23 protein-coding genes are annotated in these 17,789 nt (G+C 40.7%); 17 read left to right on the top strand and 6 right to left on the bottom strand.

Annotation, left to right across the window (positions count from 1 at the left end):
- The first annotated feature begins 29 nt into the window (after positions 1 to 29).
- Both ctaG and ACFVS1_RS13995 read left to right on the top strand, forming a co-directional pair.
- Positions 30 to 941 carry a cytochrome c oxidase assembly factor CtaG gene (gene ctaG / locus ACFVS1_RS14000; RefSeq protein WP_352922623.1) on the top strand — a complete coding sequence of 304 codons (912 nt, stop codon included), beginning with the start codon at positions 30 to 32 and terminating at the stop codon, positions 939 to 941.
- A gap of 208 nt (positions 942 to 1,149) precedes the next feature.
- On the top strand, positions 1,150 to 1,611 hold the full coding sequence (locus ACFVS1_RS13995; protein WP_057278459.1) for a DUF420 domain-containing protein: 462 nt from the start codon (positions 1,150 to 1,152) through the stop codon (positions 1,609 to 1,611).
- A gap of 114 nt (positions 1,612 to 1,725) precedes the next feature.
- Here the strand turns inward: ACFVS1_RS13995 and ACFVS1_RS13990 are convergent, their stop codons facing one another.
- The gene (locus tag ACFVS1_RS13990; protein WP_101224559.1) at positions 1,726 to 2,088 is read right to left on the bottom strand and encodes a YugN family protein; all 363 of its coding nucleotides are present in this window, start codon (positions 2,086 to 2,088) and stop codon (positions 1,726 to 1,728) included.
- A gap of 346 nt (positions 2,089 to 2,434) precedes the next feature.
- On the opposite strand from ACFVS1_RS13990, the gene ACFVS1_RS13985 reads away from it, so the two are divergent.
- The 5 genes from ACFVS1_RS13985 to ACFVS1_RS13965 all read left to right on the top strand — a co-directional run bounded on the left by ACFVS1_RS13985 (position 2,435) and on the right by ACFVS1_RS13965 (position 5,745).
- Complete coding sequence (locus ACFVS1_RS13985; protein ID WP_352921600.1) at positions 2,435 to 3,469, top strand: CAP domain-containing protein; 1,035 nt, start codon at positions 2,435 to 2,437, stop codon at positions 3,467 to 3,469.
- Between the two features lie 593 nt (positions 3,470 to 4,062).
- Positions 4,063 to 4,494 carry a YlbD family protein gene (locus ACFVS1_RS13980; protein WP_241594380.1) on the top strand — a complete coding sequence of 144 codons (432 nt, stop codon included), beginning with the start codon at positions 4,063 to 4,065 and terminating at the stop codon, positions 4,492 to 4,494.
- A gap of 12 nt (positions 4,495 to 4,506) precedes the next feature.
- Positions 4,507 to 4,749: a YlbE-like family protein gene (locus tag ACFVS1_RS13975; protein ID WP_101224562.1), complete on the top strand. Its 243-nt coding sequence runs from the start codon at positions 4,507 to 4,509 to the stop codon at positions 4,747 to 4,749.
- A gap of 60 nt (positions 4,750 to 4,809) precedes the next feature.
- Positions 4,810 to 5,235: a hypothetical protein gene (locus ACFVS1_RS13970; RefSeq protein ID WP_387548171.1), complete on the top strand. Its 426-nt coding sequence runs from the start codon at positions 4,810 to 4,812 to the stop codon at positions 5,233 to 5,235.
- Positions 5,236 to 5,295: 60 nt separating this feature from the next.
- Complete coding sequence (locus tag ACFVS1_RS13965) at positions 5,296 to 5,745, top strand: YlbF/YmcA family competence regulator (RefSeq protein ID WP_352922621.1); 450 nt, start codon at positions 5,296 to 5,298, stop codon at positions 5,743 to 5,745.
- Between the two features lie 179 nt (positions 5,746 to 5,924).
- Here the strand turns inward: ACFVS1_RS13965 and ACFVS1_RS13960 are convergent, their stop codons facing one another.
- Entirely contained in the window at positions 5,925 to 6,248 is a 324-nt protein-coding gene (locus ACFVS1_RS13960) for a hypothetical protein (RefSeq protein WP_387548169.1), read from the bottom strand.
- A 137-nt stretch (positions 6,249 to 6,385) separates the two neighbouring features.
- Here ACFVS1_RS13960 and ACFVS1_RS13955 point away from each other — a divergent pair, with 137 nt between their 5' ends.
- Complete coding sequence (locus ACFVS1_RS13955; RefSeq protein ID WP_048684554.1) at positions 6,386 to 6,661, top strand: YlbG family protein; 276 nt, start codon at positions 6,386 to 6,388, stop codon at positions 6,659 to 6,661.
- 48 nt (positions 6,662 to 6,709) lie between these two features.
- On the opposite strand, the gene ACFVS1_RS13950 is transcribed toward ACFVS1_RS13955, so the two are convergent.
- The gene (locus tag ACFVS1_RS13950; RefSeq protein WP_387548166.1) at positions 6,710 to 7,099 is read right to left on the bottom strand and encodes a DUF7147 family protein; all 390 of its coding nucleotides are present in this window, start codon (positions 7,097 to 7,099) and stop codon (positions 6,710 to 6,712) included.
- 458 nt (positions 7,100 to 7,557) lie between these two features.
- On the opposite strand from ACFVS1_RS13950, the gene rsmD reads away from it, so the two are divergent.
- Together rsmD and coaD are read left to right on the top strand one after the other, a co-directional pair.
- Entirely contained in the window at positions 7,558 to 8,133 is a 576-nt protein-coding gene (gene rsmD / locus ACFVS1_RS13945; RefSeq protein ID WP_034313946.1) for a 16S rRNA (guanine(966)-N(2))-methyltransferase RsmD, read from the top strand.
- Entirely contained in the window at positions 8,134 to 8,625 is a 492-nt protein-coding gene (gene coaD / locus ACFVS1_RS13940) for a pantetheine-phosphate adenylyltransferase (protein WP_352921593.1), read from the top strand.
- 42 nt (positions 8,626 to 8,667) lie between these two features.
- Here the strand turns inward: coaD and ylbJ are convergent, their stop codons facing one another.
- Positions 8,668 to 9,885 carry a sporulation integral membrane protein YlbJ gene (gene ylbJ / locus ACFVS1_RS13935; RefSeq protein WP_352921591.1) on the bottom strand — a complete coding sequence of 406 codons (1,218 nt, stop codon included), beginning with the start codon at positions 9,883 to 9,885 and terminating at the stop codon, positions 8,668 to 8,670.
- Between the two features lie 307 nt (positions 9,886 to 10,192).
- Between ylbJ and ACFVS1_RS13930 the strand changes: the two genes are divergently transcribed.
- Positions 10,193 to 10,990 (top strand): patatin-like phospholipase family protein, encoded by a 798-nt coding sequence (locus ACFVS1_RS13930; RefSeq protein ID WP_352921590.1) that lies wholly within the window; start codon positions 10,193 to 10,195, stop codon positions 10,988 to 10,990.
- Entirely contained in the window at positions 10,980 to 12,005 is a 1,026-nt protein-coding gene (locus ACFVS1_RS13925; RefSeq protein WP_352921588.1) for a SepM family pheromone-processing serine protease, read from the top strand. Before ACFVS1_RS13930 ends, ACFVS1_RS13925 begins: the two co-directional genes overlap by 11 nt.
- Positions 12,006 to 12,099: 94 nt before the next feature.
- Here ACFVS1_RS13925 and ACFVS1_RS13920 read toward each other — a convergent pair whose 3' ends face one another.
- Positions 12,100 to 13,305 (bottom strand): nucleotidyltransferase, encoded by a 1,206-nt coding sequence (locus ACFVS1_RS13920; RefSeq protein ID WP_387548159.1) that lies wholly within the window; start codon positions 13,303 to 13,305, stop codon positions 12,100 to 12,102.
- Positions 13,306 to 13,524: 219 nt separating this feature from the next.
- Between ACFVS1_RS13920 and ACFVS1_RS13915 the strand changes: the two genes are divergently transcribed.
- From ACFVS1_RS13915 to ACFVS1_RS13900, 4 genes are all read left to right on the top strand, one after another.
- The gene (locus ACFVS1_RS13915) at positions 13,525 to 14,046 is read left to right on the top strand and encodes a YceD family protein (RefSeq protein WP_098371093.1); all 522 of its coding nucleotides are present in this window, start codon (positions 13,525 to 13,527) and stop codon (positions 14,044 to 14,046) included.
- A gap of 65 nt (positions 14,047 to 14,111) precedes the next feature.
- Positions 14,112 to 14,285, top strand: coding sequence for a 50S ribosomal protein L32 (rpmF, locus tag ACFVS1_RS13910; RefSeq protein WP_034313929.1), 174 nt, complete (start codon positions 14,112 to 14,114; stop codon positions 14,283 to 14,285).
- Between the two features lie 148 nt (positions 14,286 to 14,433).
- Positions 14,434 to 15,198, top strand: a complete 765-nt coding sequence (locus ACFVS1_RS13905) for an enoyl-CoA hydratase/isomerase family protein (protein ID WP_387548156.1) — start codon at positions 14,434 to 14,436, stop codon at positions 15,196 to 15,198.
- Positions 15,199 to 15,277: 79 nt separating this feature from the next.
- Positions 15,278 to 15,898: an RsfA family transcriptional regulator gene (locus tag ACFVS1_RS13900; RefSeq protein ID WP_352921582.1), complete on the top strand. Its 621-nt coding sequence runs from the start codon at positions 15,278 to 15,280 to the stop codon at positions 15,896 to 15,898.
- 44 nt (positions 15,899 to 15,942) lie between these two features.
- Here ACFVS1_RS13900 and ACFVS1_RS13895 read toward each other — a convergent pair whose 3' ends face one another.
- Entirely contained in the window at positions 15,943 to 16,431 is a 489-nt protein-coding gene (locus ACFVS1_RS13895) for an N-acetyltransferase (protein WP_387548154.1), read from the bottom strand.
- A 470-nt stretch (positions 16,432 to 16,901) separates the two neighbouring features.
- On the opposite strand from ACFVS1_RS13895, the gene ACFVS1_RS13890 reads away from it, so the two are divergent.
- Complete coding sequence (locus ACFVS1_RS13890) at positions 16,902 to 17,786, top strand: 2-dehydropantoate 2-reductase (RefSeq protein ID WP_387548151.1); 885 nt, start codon at positions 16,902 to 16,904, stop codon at positions 17,784 to 17,786.
- The last annotated feature ends 3 nt before the right edge of the window (positions 17,787 to 17,789 follow it).

Raw genomic sequence — 17,789 nt, 5'->3', positions numbered from 1 at the left:
ATGAAAGTAAGAAAAAGTTTATGAACGAGGTGATTTTTTTGTCTATTGATATTTTCGGATTTCGAGCTTTGTGGAGTCCTTATTATTTTGCCGTCCTCGTACTTATAACCGTTGGCTATTTTTGGCTGGTGACAAAAAAAAGGGAGAAGTTTTCGGGCAGTTCATCGCTTTCCGTTAAACAGGCAACTTATTTTTTGATAGCCATGTTCCTTCTATATGCAGTAAAAGGGTCACCGTTGGATTTATTGAGCCATATCATGTTCAGTGCTCACATGTTTCAAATGGCACTGCTCTATCTTGTGATTCCGCCTTTATTTATCATAGCGATTCCAGATTGGCTTATGAGAACTTTCATAAATTCAAGGGGAGTGAAGCCGTTATTTCAATTTTTCACGAGACCTCTTGTCGCCCTTTTACTATTTAATGTTCTTTTCTCGTTGTACCATATCCCGTTAGTGTTCGACTTTATCAAAACGGGGATGTGGTTTCATGCCGGATACACGGTCCTTTTATTTACGACTGCTGTTTTGATGTGGTTCCCGCTTGTCAATCAACTTCCGGAACGTGAAAGTCTGTCAGGTGTGAAAAAAGTAGCTTATATTTTCGGCAGCGGCATTCTAATGACCCCTGCTTGCGCTTTGATCATTTTTGCTAATGATCCGATGTATGATACATTCACCAATGCGGAATCTTGGGCCAGTGCCATGGAGCTTTGCGTTCCTGCTTCTGCACTGTCTGGCTTAACGCTCAGTGGCCCGGAAATGTTCAATGGACTGCCATTGCTTGAGGATCAACAGCTTGGTGGGGTTCTGATGAAGGTGATCCAAGAAATTGTTTTAGGCTATGTATTAGGTGTCATTTTCTTTGCTTGGTTCAAAAAGGAGAATGGCGGCAAAAATGATATCGACCCGATACCTTCGGATTTTCAGACTGTAGAATAATTGTACGGTAAAAGACTTGTCTTGGGGCGGACAGGTCTTTTACCTGCCTTTGCCTAATTTTCGATGTAAAGAAAATAGTCCAATGATTCGACTTGGCTATTCTATAAAAGTGAGCATTCTGTTAATAATCCTTGATTTTATTGAATTTTAGGATTGCCTCTTATAAAATGGTAGTTGATTAATAAATATAGAGAGGACTACAATACATATGTCTTTACCAATCCTTCCAACGATAAGTACAGCTTTCATTGTATTAAGTGCCATCACTGTTGCAATAGGCTGGTATCAAATTAAACAACGCAAAATCGAGACCCATAAAAAAACCATGATGGCAGCTGCGGTTTTTGCGGTGATCTTTTTCACTATATATCTTTCCCGGACGGTATTCATTGGCAGTACGTCATTTGGCGGACCCGATGACATTAAAATTTATTATACGATTTTTTTGATCTTCCATATAACGCTTGCGACAACTGGAGCAGTTTTAGGGATCATCATGCTTACCACTGGTTTTAAAGGTAAATTCGCCATTCATAAAAAAATTGGACCTGCCACCAGCATCATTTGGTTTTTCACTGGGATTACAGGAGTAGCTGTTTACATCCTGCTTTATGTCATTTATCATGGCGGCGAAACTACATCATTAATAAAGGCGATCCTAGGATTTTAAAATAACGAAAAAGCCTGGTGCAAAAAAAGCATCAGGCTTTTGTAATGGATAAGAAAAAAAGAGAGCATCACACCTGATCCCCTCTCTTTGTACCTCATTTTTAACTTACGGCTTTTACAGGCCGTTGAATTGTGTAAGTTCTTCTTTGATTTGAGAGAGAATTTTTTCACTTTGTTTAACTAGTGATGCAGGGAAATCCTCTCCTTCGCCATATTCTACTCCGTGTGGATAATAGTGTTTTCCTAATAGAGGGACCATAAGTTTAATGACGGCCCTGTGAGAGCCTACATCGCCCTCTGTAGCATAGCCAAGTATTCTCAGGTAAAACGTGCCTTCTTTTAATTCGAACTTACGATCGTAACTGACTCTTTCGTAATCCCATTGTTCTGCACGTATTAAACCATATTGCGGCATTAGGTCATCTAATCGGTTTAAGTCGGCTGTGATGTTTTCGATTCCAAAGCTTTCAAATTTCACGAGTAGTACCTCCTATGTTTACTATTGGGAATTAAAATGACATACCGGGAAAATATTATGTACATGAATATATTAAAAATCTCCAAGTATGTTTATAATATACCATTTTATCCTATATTTTATAATAGTACGAAATGGTGGAAGTTGCAATGAACTCAACGATGGTATTTCAATCATTCACAAAAGTTCCATTTTTAAAATAAATTTAATGTAGGGGCAGTCTATCGTAAATTAGAAAATTATGATTGAACAGTGATATAATCAGGAAAGAAAGATTTTTTGCATTGGATACATAAATTAGATAGAGAGAGGGAGTGTTCCTCTGCGCAATTTAGGTAAGGTGTTGGTGTTAATCGTTATTTTTTTCGTAATCGGTATTTATCTTAATATCGGCGATGAAGATGAAGGGAACCCTCTTATAGATGGTAACAAAGGTGTTAACCCCAATGGACATATAAATGAAAAAAGCACTTCCTCTGAAAAGGAAGGGGTTACTGAAGTGACAGAAGGTCTGGCAGTAACAATTGGAAAAAATGCAAAAGAGATAGAAAAGGAATACGGTAAGCCAGATCGAATTGATATGTCCGCCTATGGATATGACTGGTGGGTTTATAAAAAGAACAATAATAATTATTTCCAATTAGCCGTTGAAAATGAAAAAGTGGTATCTGCTTATGGAATCGGTGATGAGGTCAATGTCGCTCCTTTTAAAATTGGACAATCGATTGATGCCATCTATTCCAGTTTATATGTGGAGCCTACTGTTGATATTGAAGTTGGCGACAGTTCATACCGTTTTGAATTGTCGGAGGAAGATATGAACATGAGACCGTTGATTGATTTAGGGAATATTAATGTTCAGCTTTATTTGGATAAATTCACCGGAACAGTTTCAAGCATCCGATTTTTGAATGATTCCGCCCTATTGAAACAACAGCCGTATGAGTTGACCTATCATGGTGAGCTTTTGACAGTTAAGGATCTTTCTGAGGAAGACATGGCGAAAGTGGAAGATGGCAATGAGCAGCAAATATTCGATATTACGAATATAATGCGCAGCCGGTTTGATTTGGAGCCTTTAGAATGGGATGCTCCAACAGCAAGGGTTGCCTACCTTCATAGCCGGGAAATGACGGACGCACCTGAAGGAACCCATGTTTCTGAAACAAATGGGGATTTGGAAAAGCGTCTCGATGCAGGTCATGTAAAATACAGGTCAGCAGGTGAAAATATAGCGGCTAATTATGTGGACGCAGCTGCAGTCATGGAAGGCTGGCTAAATAGCAAAGGTCATCGGGATGCGATGCTGAACGAGGAATTTACAGGTCTGGGCGTCGGGGTATATAAAAAGTATTATACTCAGAATTTCATAAAGAAATAAAAAAACGGATCCGATTTGGGTCCGTTTTCTGTTCTGGATATAGCGCAAAGTGCCCCATCCATCATCACGGGTGGACCTTTCCCTCGATGATGAGTTTGCCTCTGTATTAACTTGCATGGCACGTAATTATCCAATGGAGGGTTTTACGGAACGAAATTGGATTTCCGCTGTAACGGCAGCGTACCCTTTTGGAACTGAGCTTGCAAGGTCGAATCTATCGAGGTAGCCATCATGCCTTCATGAGATGTTCAATTAAGAGGTGTGTCAGACATGGTCATAGTAAGTGTCGTCCCCTATTTGCTGACATCCTTATTTAATGGCAGCAGGATTGAAAAATAAGAGCGTTTCCCATACTCTCTTTTGGCTTTTAACCCTGAATCAATTCCCGATAAATCAGATCATTCTGTTTCATTTGAAGATCCAGTGATTCATCCAAGTTCCGGAACTTCTTGGTTAAATCACATTCATGCGACATGACAATACCTCCTTATTTCTTTGGAAAATCCAATTGGATTTTAATGGAATGTGATGCACTTTTTATTTACCTTTAGCATATGGTGCAATAGGCGATGTCTAAGTGTGAGGTGAGAGTAATGGCAAAAAGAAAACGGCCCTCCGTGGATCGATTTCGGGAGTTTGTAAAGGAGCATCCTCATTTAGTGAATGAAGTGAGAAGCAAACAAGCAACATGGCAGGAACTTTTTGAAGAGTGGTATTTACTCGGAGATGATCATCCACGCTGGCAGGCTGACGGCAGTGTGGGAGAATCCAAAGTGAATACAGAGTCCCCATCACCGCCGGTTGAAAAGGGAGACCAAAGCACTGAGTTGATCGGTTCGTTAATGAGTGCAGTAAAAAATATGGATATGGGGCAGATTCAACAATATATTACGAATGCCAATCAGGCCATCGGTGCAATCCAAGGAGTGCTATCTGCTTTCCAAGGGAATAAATCAGGTGATACAAGTCCTCCCCCAAAAGAAAAAGAGCAGAGAGCTAACCCTTTTTTATTCACCAAAGATTAAGGAGGGTTTTTCATGCGTCAGAATATATATGAATTCATCCAAACAAACGAAGATATGCGAAATTACTTGAGGGTTCAACCTGGATGGTACAGAAGGTTAATGCGTAATCCACATGAAGTGGATGTGTTTGAAACCGAGGCGAAATATTATTTTGAAAAGTCGATTCCCCATCGGGTCTCTAAATTTTCGGAAAGCGTTCAGGTCGCTTCCATGATGCTTCATATGTTTCAAGCGATGAATGTTTCAGGTGAATGAAGAAAAAAAGAGTAAATTATCCCTTTTGGCGAACAATAAAGGCAAAAGGGGGGCGATGGAATGAGAAAGTTCATATTGGCTCTAACAGTGTTGATGGCAGCGTCGGGTTGTGGGAAGAAAATACCAGAACCTGAAAATTCAGGAGTAGCCGTGCAGAGTGTTTCTGCACTTAAAGCTGCCACCACTGTATCGAGCATCCGAAATTCAGATGAGGATTTTCGGGTAAAAACTTTTGTAAATGGCAACTCTGTCTATGTAGAGTGCTATTTGAAAAACTATGGTTTTTCTGAATCAAATCCAGAACAGTTGGCAATTGTGTCCGTATTTATTGATAATCAAAAGAAAGTCGATATGAAAACGGCAGCATTTATCTTAAAGGAAGTCCCAAATGGCAAGCATAAAATTAAGCTGGAGATTTTGAATGGTTCAGGTGAAACAACTGGGCTGCAAAAAGAGATTGAGGTACATATCACTTCCTCGATTTAATCAAACCATTAGCATCTAAAAGGGAGAAATGGTAAAATGGTTGTGGAGGTGAGCTTGTTAATGCTTGCTACTATGGAAATCATCGACATTTTACAACAGGCTGATGGATTAGCTGAAATGATCCTTCATTCTGAAATAGGGGAAGAATACTTCCTTAGTTTATATAAATTACAAAGCGACAAAGAGGCCCAGCGGAAAATTTCCAAGTTTACATCGCTAAAGGATCTATTTGAAGATGTTCAAAGGTTCGGTAAATATCATCCGGATTATAAACGCATCAATTTAGAAACCAGGCAAGCTAAACGGGACATGGATATGCATCCTGCCGTTGCTGAGTTTAAGCGGGCTGAGACCGAATTGCAATCCGTTCTAGATGAAATAAGCGGAAGGATTGGCCGAGCGGTTTCTGAACAGGTCAAAACTCCAGCGGGGAATCCATTTTTTGTTTCATCCGGTGGATGTTCATCGGGAAGCTGCGGAACCGGCGGAAGCTGTGGATGCTCCGCTTAAGGTAATGGAGAGATTATAAACATTAGGCCGGTATATTGAATGCAGCCATCGAAATTCGGCATTACTACGGAGTTCGGTGGCTGTGTCATGTAAGGAACCTTCTCGATTCAATGAACCGATGCATGTAAAAAGAATTTCTTGTTATTATCATTTATATTTCCGGATACGTGACAAAGCGATTAACTGCGATATAAAATACAATCCGGACATAGGTTGCCGCAGCAAAACATCTTTTGCTGCGGTACATAAAAACGATGCCGGAAAACATATAAATGTTCTTCCTGACGTACGAAAATGGTTTCACAATGAAGCTGCTTGCCACGCATTGAAAGGCTAGCGGCTTTTTTTATTAAAAAAGAAAGCTTGCTATTTTCATTTTGAGCAGGATGATAATGGATATATAGAAATGGTATACCTGTGAACTTTTTTATCGAAGCTTGGGTAATTTCATCATTGTCTAATAGATGATCAATAAATTGATGCCAAATTTGGTTTAAATCCATCGTTTGTTAGGCTCCTTTCACAGTGTGTATATTCATAATAGTGAGAGAATTTCGTATATAATCTTTTTTCTTGGTTGAAAGTAAAGATTCTGCTATGCTACACTTAGTTAAAACCTTTATAAAAGGGAGTTATTGATATGCTTGGAGCGAGACAGGGAATCATCGTCTATTTACATACATTAAAACAAGCCAAAATGCTTAGGAAATTTGGAAATATCCATTATGTTTCAAAAAAGTTGAAATATGTGGTGCTTTATACGAATATGGATGAAGTGGAACCGCTGGTGGAAAAGCTGAATAATTATTCGTTCGTTAAAAAAGTGGACCTTTCTTACAAGCCTTTTTTGAAGGTGGAGTTCGAAAACTCCAAACCGGATAAAGCGAAAGAATATGATTATAAAATGGGAATTTAAAAAAAGCTGACTCATGCGGAGTCAGCTTTTTTCAATTCAGGGGATCATTCAACCTAATGGGGGCAGATACCTATTCATTCGCAAAATGCCGATTAAGTGTTGGTAGTACAACTCGATTTCTGCGAAGAGCACCGAAGGCTTCACGTCGATTTCAATAATCGGTCTATCCAATTCCTCCGCCAAGTTCTCAAAAAGCTCAAAGCGTTTGTTTTTGGTGGCATGAGGGTTAGGTATACCTTCACGGCACATGTAAAGCGGCTGAAATTTGCCGGGATCTGTGGGCTGCATGACGATCACCAATGACGTTACCTTTTTATCATTTATAGTAGTATGCATGGCCAAAAGCCTTGCAACTCGATGTTTCTGATTGCGTCCTACTTCCAGCAACTCATATATATCGGAATATCCTTGTCCAATTTCAATAAAACGTTGAATCAATTAAACCTCTCCTAACTAACTTATTAATCATTACTTTATCATTATCCCTGATAAAAGAGAAGGACAACTTCATTGACGAAGCTTGACAAAGACATTTAGATATCAGAGGTTTAACAATAAAAAAAGCCCTGCAAAAATATGCAGGGTCCTTCTATGTCTAACTAAGGACCAGAAGGCAAAGGGAGAGGAGAAACCGGAGGAAGAGCTTATGGGGAAACGTAAGCCTTCTCCGCGGTTGGCAACAACACCTAAAAAGGAATGTTGTTATTCACATTATTGCCAAAAACCACTTTATTATTCAAAATGTAAAAGTTTTATAAAAAGAAACCATGGTCCGAATTGATACGTTGATTTTCATCTTGGAAATGAAGCCAATTGGGTTTAAATATTGGCTAGCTTTTTCTAATATGTTAGGATAGGAAAGTAACAGAAATTTGTCATAAAATGTGGTGAGGATGATGAGGGTCGTTTCCGGAATTTGCAAAGGAAGACCACTTAAGGCTGTACCGGGTACAGGAACCCGGCCGACTACTGATAAAGTCAAGGAATCCATTTTCAATATGATTGGTCCTTATTTCGAAGGAGGGCTGGTCCTCGACTTATTTGCCGGGAGCGGTGGACTGGGAATTGAAGCGTTAAGCAGAGGCATGGATAAAGCCATATTCGTCGACCGGGATTTTAAAGCAAATCAAACGGTTAAGGCCAATTTGGAACTATGCAAGTTTTCAGACCGTGCAGAAGTTTATAAAAATGATTCAGAGCGTGCACTGAAGGCTTTGGTGAAAAGGGAAATGACTTTTGAATTGATTTTTCTTGATCCACCTTATAAGAAACAAAAGCTAGTCGAGATTCTTGAAGAAATACATAAATACCGATTGCTGAACGATATGGGATACATTGTTTGTGAGCATGGCCATGATGTTACATTGCCAGAAAAAGTTGGTGACTTTACCGTTAAGAGAAAAGAAGTTTACGGCGTCATTGCCGTTACGATTTATCAATGGGGAAACGTACACGAACAGGGGGAACTATGAATGTCCAAAATAGCGATTTGTCCGGGGAGTTTTGATCCAATAACATTTGGTCATCTTGATATCATTCAAAGGGGAGCGAATGTTTTTGATGAGGTATATGTGGTCATCGTGAACAATTCAGCGAAAAATTCACTTTTTACAGTGGAGGAGAGACTGGAATTGATTACTGAGGCGACGGCCCATATGCCGAATGTTAAAGTGGATTTCTATCAGGGATTGACGGTCGACTATGCTGAAAGCGTTTCCGCGAATGCCATTATCAGGGGATTGAGGGCGACTTCCGACTTTGAATATGAAATGCAGGGAACTTCGATGAACCGATTCCTAAACAATAAAATAGAGTCATTCTTTATCATGACGAAAAATCAATATTCTTTCTTGAGTTCAAGTATCGTGAAAGAGGTAGCGAAGTATGGCGGGGATATCTCCGAACTAGTGCCAAGTGTCGTCCAGAAAGCCCTGGCCAAAAAGTACACGGAACTGAAAGGATAGAAAAAAAGAGCATTGCCGACGCGCAATGCTCTTTTTTTTAGTTTAAGAAAGGCTTTTGAATAGCCTTTTGGTAAATATGATGATGTATAGGACCAAAAACAAGAGTGTTAGAATGGGGCCGAAATCAAGCATGTTCTGATATAGGGAATTCACGTGTTCACCGGATCCGCTGACTGGGAATGCGTTTAACGGGCTGCCGCTGTACATATTGCCTTTATACAATGGTTCCCAAAGCAAGATGGTAATAATGGATGCCAGAAGGCCATGTGCAATCCTAGCCAGAAAAAAGGGAGTGAAACGAATGTCTGTTGCGGCAATGATGCTGGCAACTTGCGCTTGAATGCTGAAACCGTTGAAAGCTAAGATGAAACTTGTCATCACAGTTTGCTGAAAGAGTGTCGCATCTTCGACTGTACTGGTTAATTTTGAACCAAGAGTCATTTCAAACATGCCTGATATGAAGGGGAGGCTTAAGGAATCCGGGAAATGAACAATATGTAAAATTCCTCCGACCCACGATGCTAGCAATCCGGTAATGTTCATATGAAATAAAAGCTTGTTCACCACCGAAAAAAGAATGATGAATCCCCCGATCATTAATAAGGTTTGGATGGACGAGATTACTGCATCTCCAAGTAGACTGCCAAATGGTCTTGTTTCTTTTATTCTGGTTCGATGCATTTGGCTAAAAGCTTGTCTTATGGAGGGAAGCTTGGTCATTACTTTAGTATGGGATTTTTCTTCTTTCCAACGGTAAAAACGCATGATGATGCCTACACAAAAATTTCCTAGGTAGTGGGAAAGTGCAAGGATGATCCCTAAGTGAGGATTGTGGAAAAAACCGACGGCAACGGCAACGAACAGGAACAATGGATTAGATGAATTAGTAAAACAAACGAGTCTTTCAGCTTCAATGCGGGTCAATTGTTCTTCCTGACGCAGCCTCACAGTGAATTTCGCTCCAGCTGGAAATCCTGATGCAAGTCCCATCGCCCAAACGAAACCGCCCACACCTGGTACACGGAATAAGGGGCGCATGAATGGTTCGAGCATGACGCCAATGAACCTGACAACCCCAAAACTGATTAATAACTCCGAGAAAATCAAGAAAGGTAGAAGCGATGGGAACACAATTGTCCACCAAATATTGAGTCCGCCTTTGGAAGCTTCAAAGGATTCTTGGGGGAAGATGATCAAGCCAACTGCCATCATCGTGACGGAGGTAGCTAACAGTACTGTTTTAGATTTTGATTTCAGCAAAATTCAGCCTCCTCTTGAAGGTTACTAAATAAGGGCAGTTCGTTTCGTATATAATAAAATATGAACTTCCTTTTCTGAAAAGTAAGCGCATGATGAGATGTGGATTGTTCCTACATGTATAAATGAGGATGATCCCTCACGATGGAGTCAATGAAACCCTGCACTTTATTGGCTGGAACAGTTTATATCTGCCATGCTTGTTTCACTGTCAATATAAATAATATGCTTCTATAAATCCGTTTAAGACCATAACTTTGAATGAGTGTTATTTCAATATTTTGAACTAGTTATAGCGGGAGGGATATCTTTGTCGAAACCAAAAGTCGGGCTTGCACTTGGGTCAGGAGGAGCTAGGGGGTTTGCACATATTGGCGTGATAAAGGTATTACAGCAAGAAGGCATTCCGATAGATATGATTGCGGGAAGCAGCATGGGAGCTATGGTTGCAGCCTTTTATGGAGCGGGTTCGGATATCGAGAGGCTGTATAAGTTGTCGCGTGCATTTAAGCGAAAGTATTATTTAGACTTCACCATACCTAAAATGGGCTTCATTTCGGGTAAACGGACAAAGGATTTAATCAGGGTATTTACATATGGCAAGAAATTTGAAGAACTTGATATTCCTGTGGCGGTGGTCGCCACTGATATAAAAACGGGGGAAAAAGTCATTTTTCAGGAAGGTCCCATTGCACCGGCTGTAAGGGCAAGCATTTCCATTCCCGGCATTTTCATTCCCGAAAAAATCGGAAACAGACTGCTTGTTGATGGCGGCGTTGTTGACAGGGTTCCTGTTTCAGTCGTGAAGGATATGGGAGCAGACATCATAATTGGTGTGGATGTAGCCCACGTGAAACAGGATATGGAGATAAACTCCATTTATGATGTCATCATGCAAAGCCTCGATATCCTGCAAATGGAACTGGTTAAAAGCAGGGAGTTTGCTTCAGACGTCATGATACGCCCCAGGGTTGAGAAATACAGCTCTAAATCATTTACAAACGTTCAGGAAATAATTAGTATTGGAGAAGAAGCTGCAAGAGGTAAGATGGATCAAATTAAGCAGAGCATTGTTACTTGGAAGGAGTCCTTTGAAGATGAGCCGTAAAATGTATGTACGCACTTTCCTGGTGGTGGCTATACTTCTCATAGCATCAGCCCTTTATTCCCTGCCTTTTTATGTATCAAAACCAGGAATGGCTAAAGAATTGGAGCCAATCATTGAGGTATCAGGAGGAGATGAAGCAAAAGGAAGCTTTATGTTAACCACTGTAAGGATGGGACGGGCGAATATATATTCCTACATGCTGGCGAAATGGAGCAAATATCAGGAGCTTTATCCGGAAACCTCCATTCGAAGCGAGGATGAAACAGATGAAGAATATAATATCAGGCAGCTGCACTTAATGGATGGTTCTAAAAATAATGCCATTCAGATCGCATATGAAAAAGCAGGGAAAGAAGTCGATTACGAGTACCTGGGCGTATATGTTTTGGACGTGCTAAAAGGAATGCCGGCAGCTAAAGAGCTGAAAGCGGGCGATCAAATCATTCAAGTCGATGACGTTAAATTCAAGTCTGCACAGGAATTCATGGACTACATTAACGGAAAAAAGGCTGGAGATGAAGTGAAAATAGTGTATAAGCGGGAAGAGACGGAGAAAAAGGCCGTTCTTTCATTGCAGCCCTTTAAAAATGACCCAAATAGGGTCGGAATAGGCATTTCGCTGGATGACAATCGAAAAGTAACCACAAAACCGGCGATTGCCATAGATTCAGAACAAATAGGCGGTCCTTCGGCTGGTTTAATGTTTTCATTGGAGATTTATAATCAATTAACAAAAGGCGATCTTACAAGTGGCTATGACATAGCTGGTACAGGAACGATGTCTGATGATGGGACAGTCGGTCCAATTGGCGGAATTCAACAGAAGATAGTTGCAGCCGATAAATCTGGAGCGGAAATATTCTTTGCCCCAAATGAAAACGGAGCAGCAGGTTCGAATTATGAAGATGCACTCATTGCAGCAAAGGATATCGACACGGACATGAAAATCGTACCGGTTGACAACTTTGATGATGCAATAGCCTATTTAACGAAGCTGAAAGGAAAAGAAAAATGAAAAAAAGCGCAGGCAGTCATCTACTGTTTGCGCTTTTTTAATGAGGATTTTCACTCTACTCTTAAAGGTGGACGGCCCAAGCTTAAACCATTCTTCATTTGAAAATGATGGGGGATTCATATTCCCGTTTCATCAAGGCAGCCTGATAAGGTTCGGACAAGCCAAGTGCATATACCTGTGCCGCTCGCAAGTCCGTGTCGATGTCCTGCCTTTGATAGGACGAAAGCTTAGAGATGAGCGGAAGGGGTAAGCTTTTTTTTACAGTGCGAAGATAATCTTGTCCCCGGCCATTCATGCCAAGAAGTCTGATATAGGCTGGTTGATCATTGTGATTCATCTGTTCCTTTACTGTATGGGTCAATATGTGGACGCACATTCGCTGTAGTCGTGTCCATGTGTAGCGTTTTGTCTTCAAATCCGCCATGAATCCAGAAAAGCTCGAAGATTGTTTGGCCAGCTCCTTTATTCGGTGTTCTATGCCTTCCTCGATTTCGTATATCCCTGCCAGTTCGATTAAAGAGGAAGAAAGGATTCGGTATTTCAACAGGGGCCAATACATTTCCCAGTCATGCAAGGCATGGTAGCGCGTTAAATATTGCTCAAGACCATTCATTGTCGGCTGAGGAATATAACTGGAAACAGAATTTAATTCCCTGTGTTCATGGATGGCTTTACGTATCCCAGTTGCGCTGGCAATAGGGTCTGTGGACAACTTTGTTTCATGGTAGCCGGCAGCGACCCTTTGAATCGTATAAGGGCGAATGGAGTAGCCATTTGATAGGGCAGCACTTACATATTCCTTTCCAAGAATATTATTTGGCTTCGTCAAATCCAATGCCGCATCATCATTGATGATCGATCGATAAGCTTGGGCAGCACTGGCCGGATAACTATTACCGGTATCCATAGCCGATTTAATGGCAGCATCGAATGCAGCGGAATTATCCGAAAGAATTCTGTGGGCGGTGATGAATGGTTCAATTCGGCCATCCTCGCTTCCAAAGCAAAAGGAGTCACAGCCAAGGGATTCCAAAAGGGAAATAGATCCTTTTGCAAATATCTCCGCCTTCTGTGTCGCGAAAGCATAGGGAAGCTCAATGACAAGATCTATGCCGCCATTCAAGGCCATTTCGGCTCGGGTCCACTTGCTGACGATAGCGGGCTCGCCACGCTGTAAAAAGGGCCCGCTCATGACAGCGACCACAACATCTGCCCCTGTTTTTTCTCTACTTTCTCTTGCATGTAAAACATGTCCATTATGAAAAGGGTTATATTCGACTACTAAACCGCAAGCTTTCATTCGTTCACCTCAGAGAAAAACTTTGTATTTTATCAACTTAGTGCTAAAATAGTATTTCAAGTAAAATTACTATAAGTAATCGTCCGGATTTTTTTGTTTGTAATGATTCTTAAACCTAGACAATCAGTTAGGATGACTACATTATAGTGTAAAGAAAAAATATTGACAAACTTATAATTGAAAGCTATAATTATTTTTGTTGCCTTGAGGTGATTTCAATTGAAATGGACGATTAGTCAACTTCAAAAAATTCGGGACAAAGATTTACGGTTTGATGAACTGGTGGATGTCTTGGACATTAGAGAAAGAGACCCGCAAATTCGCGATGTTTCTCCGATCAGAGTAGCAGGAAGAGCTGATATCAGCTCGACCGAGATTACTTTTCACTTGCATCTTTCAGGTGAATTAACATTACCTTGCTCCCGTACACTGGTAGACGTTAAATATCCGATTGATATTGATACAAAGGAAACCTTTCTTTTAAAGGCAGATGGCGCCGATTTCTACGGAGACGATGTCACTGTTGTGGAAGGTGACGTTGTAGACTTAATACCGGTAATTAAAGAAAATTTATTGCTAGAAATTCCGATGCAGGTTTTTTGTGAGGATGTCGATTCGAATGAAGCTGCTCCTCAATCCGGGAAAGACTGGGCTGTTATTTCTGAAGAGGAAAATGAGCATAAGGTTGATCCGAGATTTGCAAAGCTTGCCGACTTTTTTGACAACAATAAAGAATCTTGATTGGAACGAAAAATCGTTAATCCGATTTTTCCAGCTTTTTTATATTTTTTAAGGAGGTGGGAATAATGGCTGTACCTTTTAGAAGAACGTCGAAAACTGTAAAAAGAAAACGTCGTACACACTTCAAGCTTCAAGTACCTGGTATGGTAGAATGCCCGAGCTGTGGTGGAATGACTCTTTCACATCACGTTTGTAAAGAATGTGGAACATATAAAGGAAAAGAAGTTGTCGCAAAATAATTTCTTGACCTACTTGAGAGCTTTGCTTTCTTGATGCAACACGCTAATCAAAGCGCAGGGATTTTTCTCTGTGCTTTTTTTACAAATATATTTGGCAGAATATTTTGAATCATCTGTGTTTGCCGATGGTTTCGGAGAAGGTGTTTACGTGGATCGGGTAATTAATGTTGAAAAGGATGAACGCGGTTTCATGAAGCTCCTGTTTAATAGACCGGAGAAAAGGAATGCCGTGAATTATCAATTGATGGACGAACTCGAGTCGATATTGTCAGAAGCTGCATGTGATGATGAAGTTAAGGTGCTGGTCCTGACAGGGGCGGGCTCTGAGGCGTTCTGTTCAGGCGGGGATCTAAGGGAATTTCAGGATTTGCGTACAGAGGTAGAGGCTTTTGCTATGTTATCGAAAATGGGTGAAATTCTGTATAAACTAGCAGTTTTCCCAAAACCGACAATTGCGCTCATCAATGGAAGTGCTTTCGGCGGTGGATGCGAAATTGCGACAGCTTGTGATTTCAGATTGGCAAAGAGGGAAGTTAAGCTGGGGTTTGTACAAGGTACTCTGGGAATAACGACAGGCTGGGGCGGAGCTTCACTTTTACTGGAAAAAATATCAGGGCAAAAAGCGCTAAAGCTATTATTGGATGCGAAAATACATAATGCTGAGGAAGCAAAGGAATTGGGTTTCGTAGATGAAATAGTCGGTGAAGGTGCGGATGGATGGGAAAGGTTCGCAGAAGATTTTCTTCGCCATGAGGCAGGGGTTTTGATGGCCTATAAGCGATTGCTGGTCCATAAATGGCAGGGTAGCGGGCTTATAGGGAGAATGGATGCGGAAATCAGGGAATGCTCTAAACTGTGGGCGAGTGATGAGCATCATGCTGCAGTCGATCGTTTTTTAAATAAGAAAAAATAAATATTACACGCTCTATATATCTTCTATCTTTCCTAGCAGGTGCATATTATGAATTAAAACTTGCTAAGGAGGTAGAGAGATGACGATTGCGAGACAAGATGCATGGACCCATGATGAGGATCTGTTGTTGGCTGAAGTGGTGCTAAGGCATATACGAGAAGGCAGTACACAATTAAAGGCGTTTGAAGAAGTGGGGAAACAGCTATCGAGGACATCTGCTGCTTGTGGGTTCCGTTGGAATTCATTTGTAAGGAAGCAATATAAATCAGGGATAGAGCTGGCGAAAAAACAAAGGAAAGAACAGGTGGTCAATAACCCTGAAATGGAAAGGGATTCGGTTGCGGCGGTGGAAAATGTCACGATTGAAGAAAAGCCCCCCCGGCATGAAGATAAAGAATCTATTACCCTTCAGGAAGTTATATTATATTTAACCAAAATGGATGAATTCTTTCAACTTGATAATAAGGAAAAAGAAAAGATTTCTGAACGGTCCCTATTTCTTGAACGGGAAAATGTCCGATTGCTGGAAGAGAATGCTTTGCTTAAAGAAAACCTGAAAGCTGTTGAGGAAGATTATCGTGCGTTAATGCAGATCATGGAGCGCGCAAGAAAGCTTAGTGTACAAGAGGATGAAAAGACGAATCCGAAGGTGAGTTTCCAAATGGATAAGAATGGTAATTTGGAAAGGGTCAATAAATGAAAAATGCGGGTGGGAAAATCCGCCCGCATTTTTCTTGGTATTCCTTATTCTTGCGTATCTATTTCTTTTTTATCTTCTATGTCAAATGGGCTCCAAATCAACGGGTTTTCTCCAAGGTCCCTGTCCAAATCATAGGAAATAGCAGAAAAACCCATCTTTTTCCAAAAGTCTTGGGAATGAACTCTCGGGTTGGTTTTGATAGGCATGTTCAGGCTTTTGGCGAATTCAACCAAAGCTCTTCCATAACCTTTTTTCTGATAGTTAGGCAGGACTTCAAGTTTCCAGAGAACAAGGAAGTCCCTGGAATTGTCAAAATACCGGTCAAATTTAGCGCTTCTTTTATACAGGCTCATGCGGGCTACAAGTTTGTCGCCATAAAAGATTCCGTAAAAAGGTGATTGGCTGTCATTTTCAATGATGTTAGCCTCTAAATCATCGAGCATGGACAGTTCCTGTATCCCGTATTCTTTGAATTTTTTGAATTCCTCAAGCGTTTTAAAATTTACAAGTAATCGTTCAACCTTGTATTCCATAAAAAAGCTCCCCCTTAATTCTGATAAACCTCTTCCGATAGTACCCTTTGAAAGTCATCCCACTGATGCTTTACCATGTGGAATTCCAGCTTAGATTATATCTAGTATGACATCATCGATTTATCCTAGCTGATTAAATGCTTATAGCCTGTTATCCCCCGCCCTTTTCCCTTCAATATTTCGTGGGTAGAGATTGGAGTTATCTTTTGTTCCTATAAAGTCCTTAAAATGGCTAAGCTTTTCGTATCTAATATACCATTAAATTAACGCTTAAAGAAGAGAATATATCTTCAATGGCGTATTAATAATTCTTTCCATTGATATTTTATGGCGAGCCTTGTTGATGGCAGGTAAACTTCATGCAATCAGGTTGACGGCGTTTCCAAAGTTAATGATGAGAAATTGATGCAGGAAAAAAAAGATAATGTGATAAAATAGTAAATATATTTCAAAAAGTAAGGAAGGGTATTATGAGAATTGGAATCATTGGGGGAGGGGCCATCGGGCTGCTTTTTGCGTCTCATTTAAGTGAAAAACATAGTGTGACTCTTTATACCCATACTGCGGATCAGGCGTCCATCATCCAACGTAAAGGAATCCGTCTTATTGCGGGTGGTGAAAGCCGGCTGCTGACAGGTATCATTTCTATGGGTCTGGATGAAGGGATATTGGATGTAGATCTTCTTATATTGGCCGTCAAGCAATATCACCTGCCGCAAATACTGCCTAGAATCAAAGGTATCCAGGTTCCAATGCTATTCTTGCAGAATGGCTATGGGCATATTTCTTATTTAAAGCAGCTTCAATCCCCGAACATATATGTGGGGGTGGTGGAGCATGGGGCATTGAAACATGACGGCAATACCGTCGAGCATACAGGGCTCGGCATTACAAGGATCGCTTCCTTTAAAGGGGAACTTGAGCAACTAACGTTAGTGGATGAAAGGTTCGATCATTTTCCATTTACTAAGAGTGAGGATTTTCACTCGATGCTGATGGACAAGCTTGTCGTCAATTCAGTGATAAATCCATTAACAGCGATACTTGGCGTGGAAAATGGCTGTTTGATTACGAACCCCTTTTATTACCAATTATTCCGAGAGCTTTTTGAAGAAGTCTCCGGTATTTTGGAAGTTCAAAATAAGGATGAGTCATTCGAAAATGTGAGGTCCGTTTGTATGGCAACAGCGGAAAATCGATCATCGATGCTAAAAGATTTAGAAAATGGCCGTGAAACGGAAATTGATGCTATTTTGGGTCATATCCTCTCGGAGGCAAAGAGCAAAGGGAAAAGTTATTGCCTGACGTCTTCTTTATATAAGATGGTCAAAGGAAAAGAGTCTCAGGGGGGATGAGGA

It is taken from the genome of Peribacillus sp. NPDC058075 (genome assembly GCF_042885195.1).
In the GTDB taxonomy this organism is placed as follows: Bacteria; Bacillota; Bacilli; order Bacillales; family DSM-1321; genus Peribacillus.
This window is presented reverse-complemented; position numbering and strand designations above follow the sequence as displayed.

Bases quoted from the DNA above. Each gene is read 5' to 3' on its own strand.
- ACFVS1_RS13890 (WP_387548151.1), top strand. From the start codon at position 16,902: ATGAGAATTGGAATCATTGGGGGAGGGGCCATCGGGCTGCTTTTTGCG.
- ACFVS1_RS13960 (WP_387548169.1), bottom strand. From the start codon at position 6,248: ATGGATTTAAACCAAATTTGGCATCAATTTATTGATCATCTATTAGAC.
- ACFVS1_RS13900 (WP_352921582.1), top strand. From the start codon at position 15,278: ATGACGATTGCGAGACAAGATGCATGGACCCATGATGAGGATCTGTTG.
- ACFVS1_RS13925 (WP_352921588.1), top strand. From the start codon at position 10,980: ATGAGCCGTAAAATGTATGTACGCACTTTCCTGGTGGTGGCTATACTT.
- ACFVS1_RS13975 (WP_101224562.1), top strand. From the start codon at position 4,507: ATGCGTCAGAATATATATGAATTCATCCAAACAAACGAAGATATGCGA.
- ACFVS1_RS13970 (WP_387548171.1), top strand. From the start codon at position 4,810: ATGAGAAAGTTCATATTGGCTCTAACAGTGTTGATGGCAGCGTCGGGT.
- ACFVS1_RS13955 (WP_048684554.1), top strand. From the start codon at position 6,386: ATGCTTGGAGCGAGACAGGGAATCATCGTCTATTTACATACATTAAAA.
- rpmF (WP_034313929.1), top strand. From the start codon at position 14,112: ATGGCTGTACCTTTTAGAAGAACGTCGAAAACTGTAAAAAGAAAACGT.
- ACFVS1_RS13995 (WP_057278459.1), top strand. From the start codon at position 1,150: ATGTCTTTACCAATCCTTCCAACGATAAGTACAGCTTTCATTGTATTA.
- ACFVS1_RS13920 (WP_387548159.1), bottom strand. From the start codon at position 13,305: ATGAAAGCTTGCGGTTTAGTAGTCGAATATAACCCTTTTCATAATGGA.
- ACFVS1_RS13980 (WP_241594380.1), top strand. From the start codon at position 4,063: ATGGCAAAAAGAAAACGGCCCTCCGTGGATCGATTTCGGGAGTTTGTA.
- ACFVS1_RS13965 (WP_352922621.1), top strand. From the start codon at position 5,296: ATGCTTGCTACTATGGAAATCATCGACATTTTACAACAGGCTGATGGA.
- rsmD (WP_034313946.1), top strand. From the start codon at position 7,558: ATGAGGGTCGTTTCCGGAATTTGCAAAGGAAGACCACTTAAGGCTGTA.
- coaD (WP_352921593.1), top strand. From the start codon at position 8,134: ATGTCCAAAATAGCGATTTGTCCGGGGAGTTTTGATCCAATAACATTT.
- ACFVS1_RS13895 (WP_387548154.1), bottom strand. From the start codon at position 16,431: ATGGAATACAAGGTTGAACGATTACTTGTAAATTTTAAAACGCTTGAG.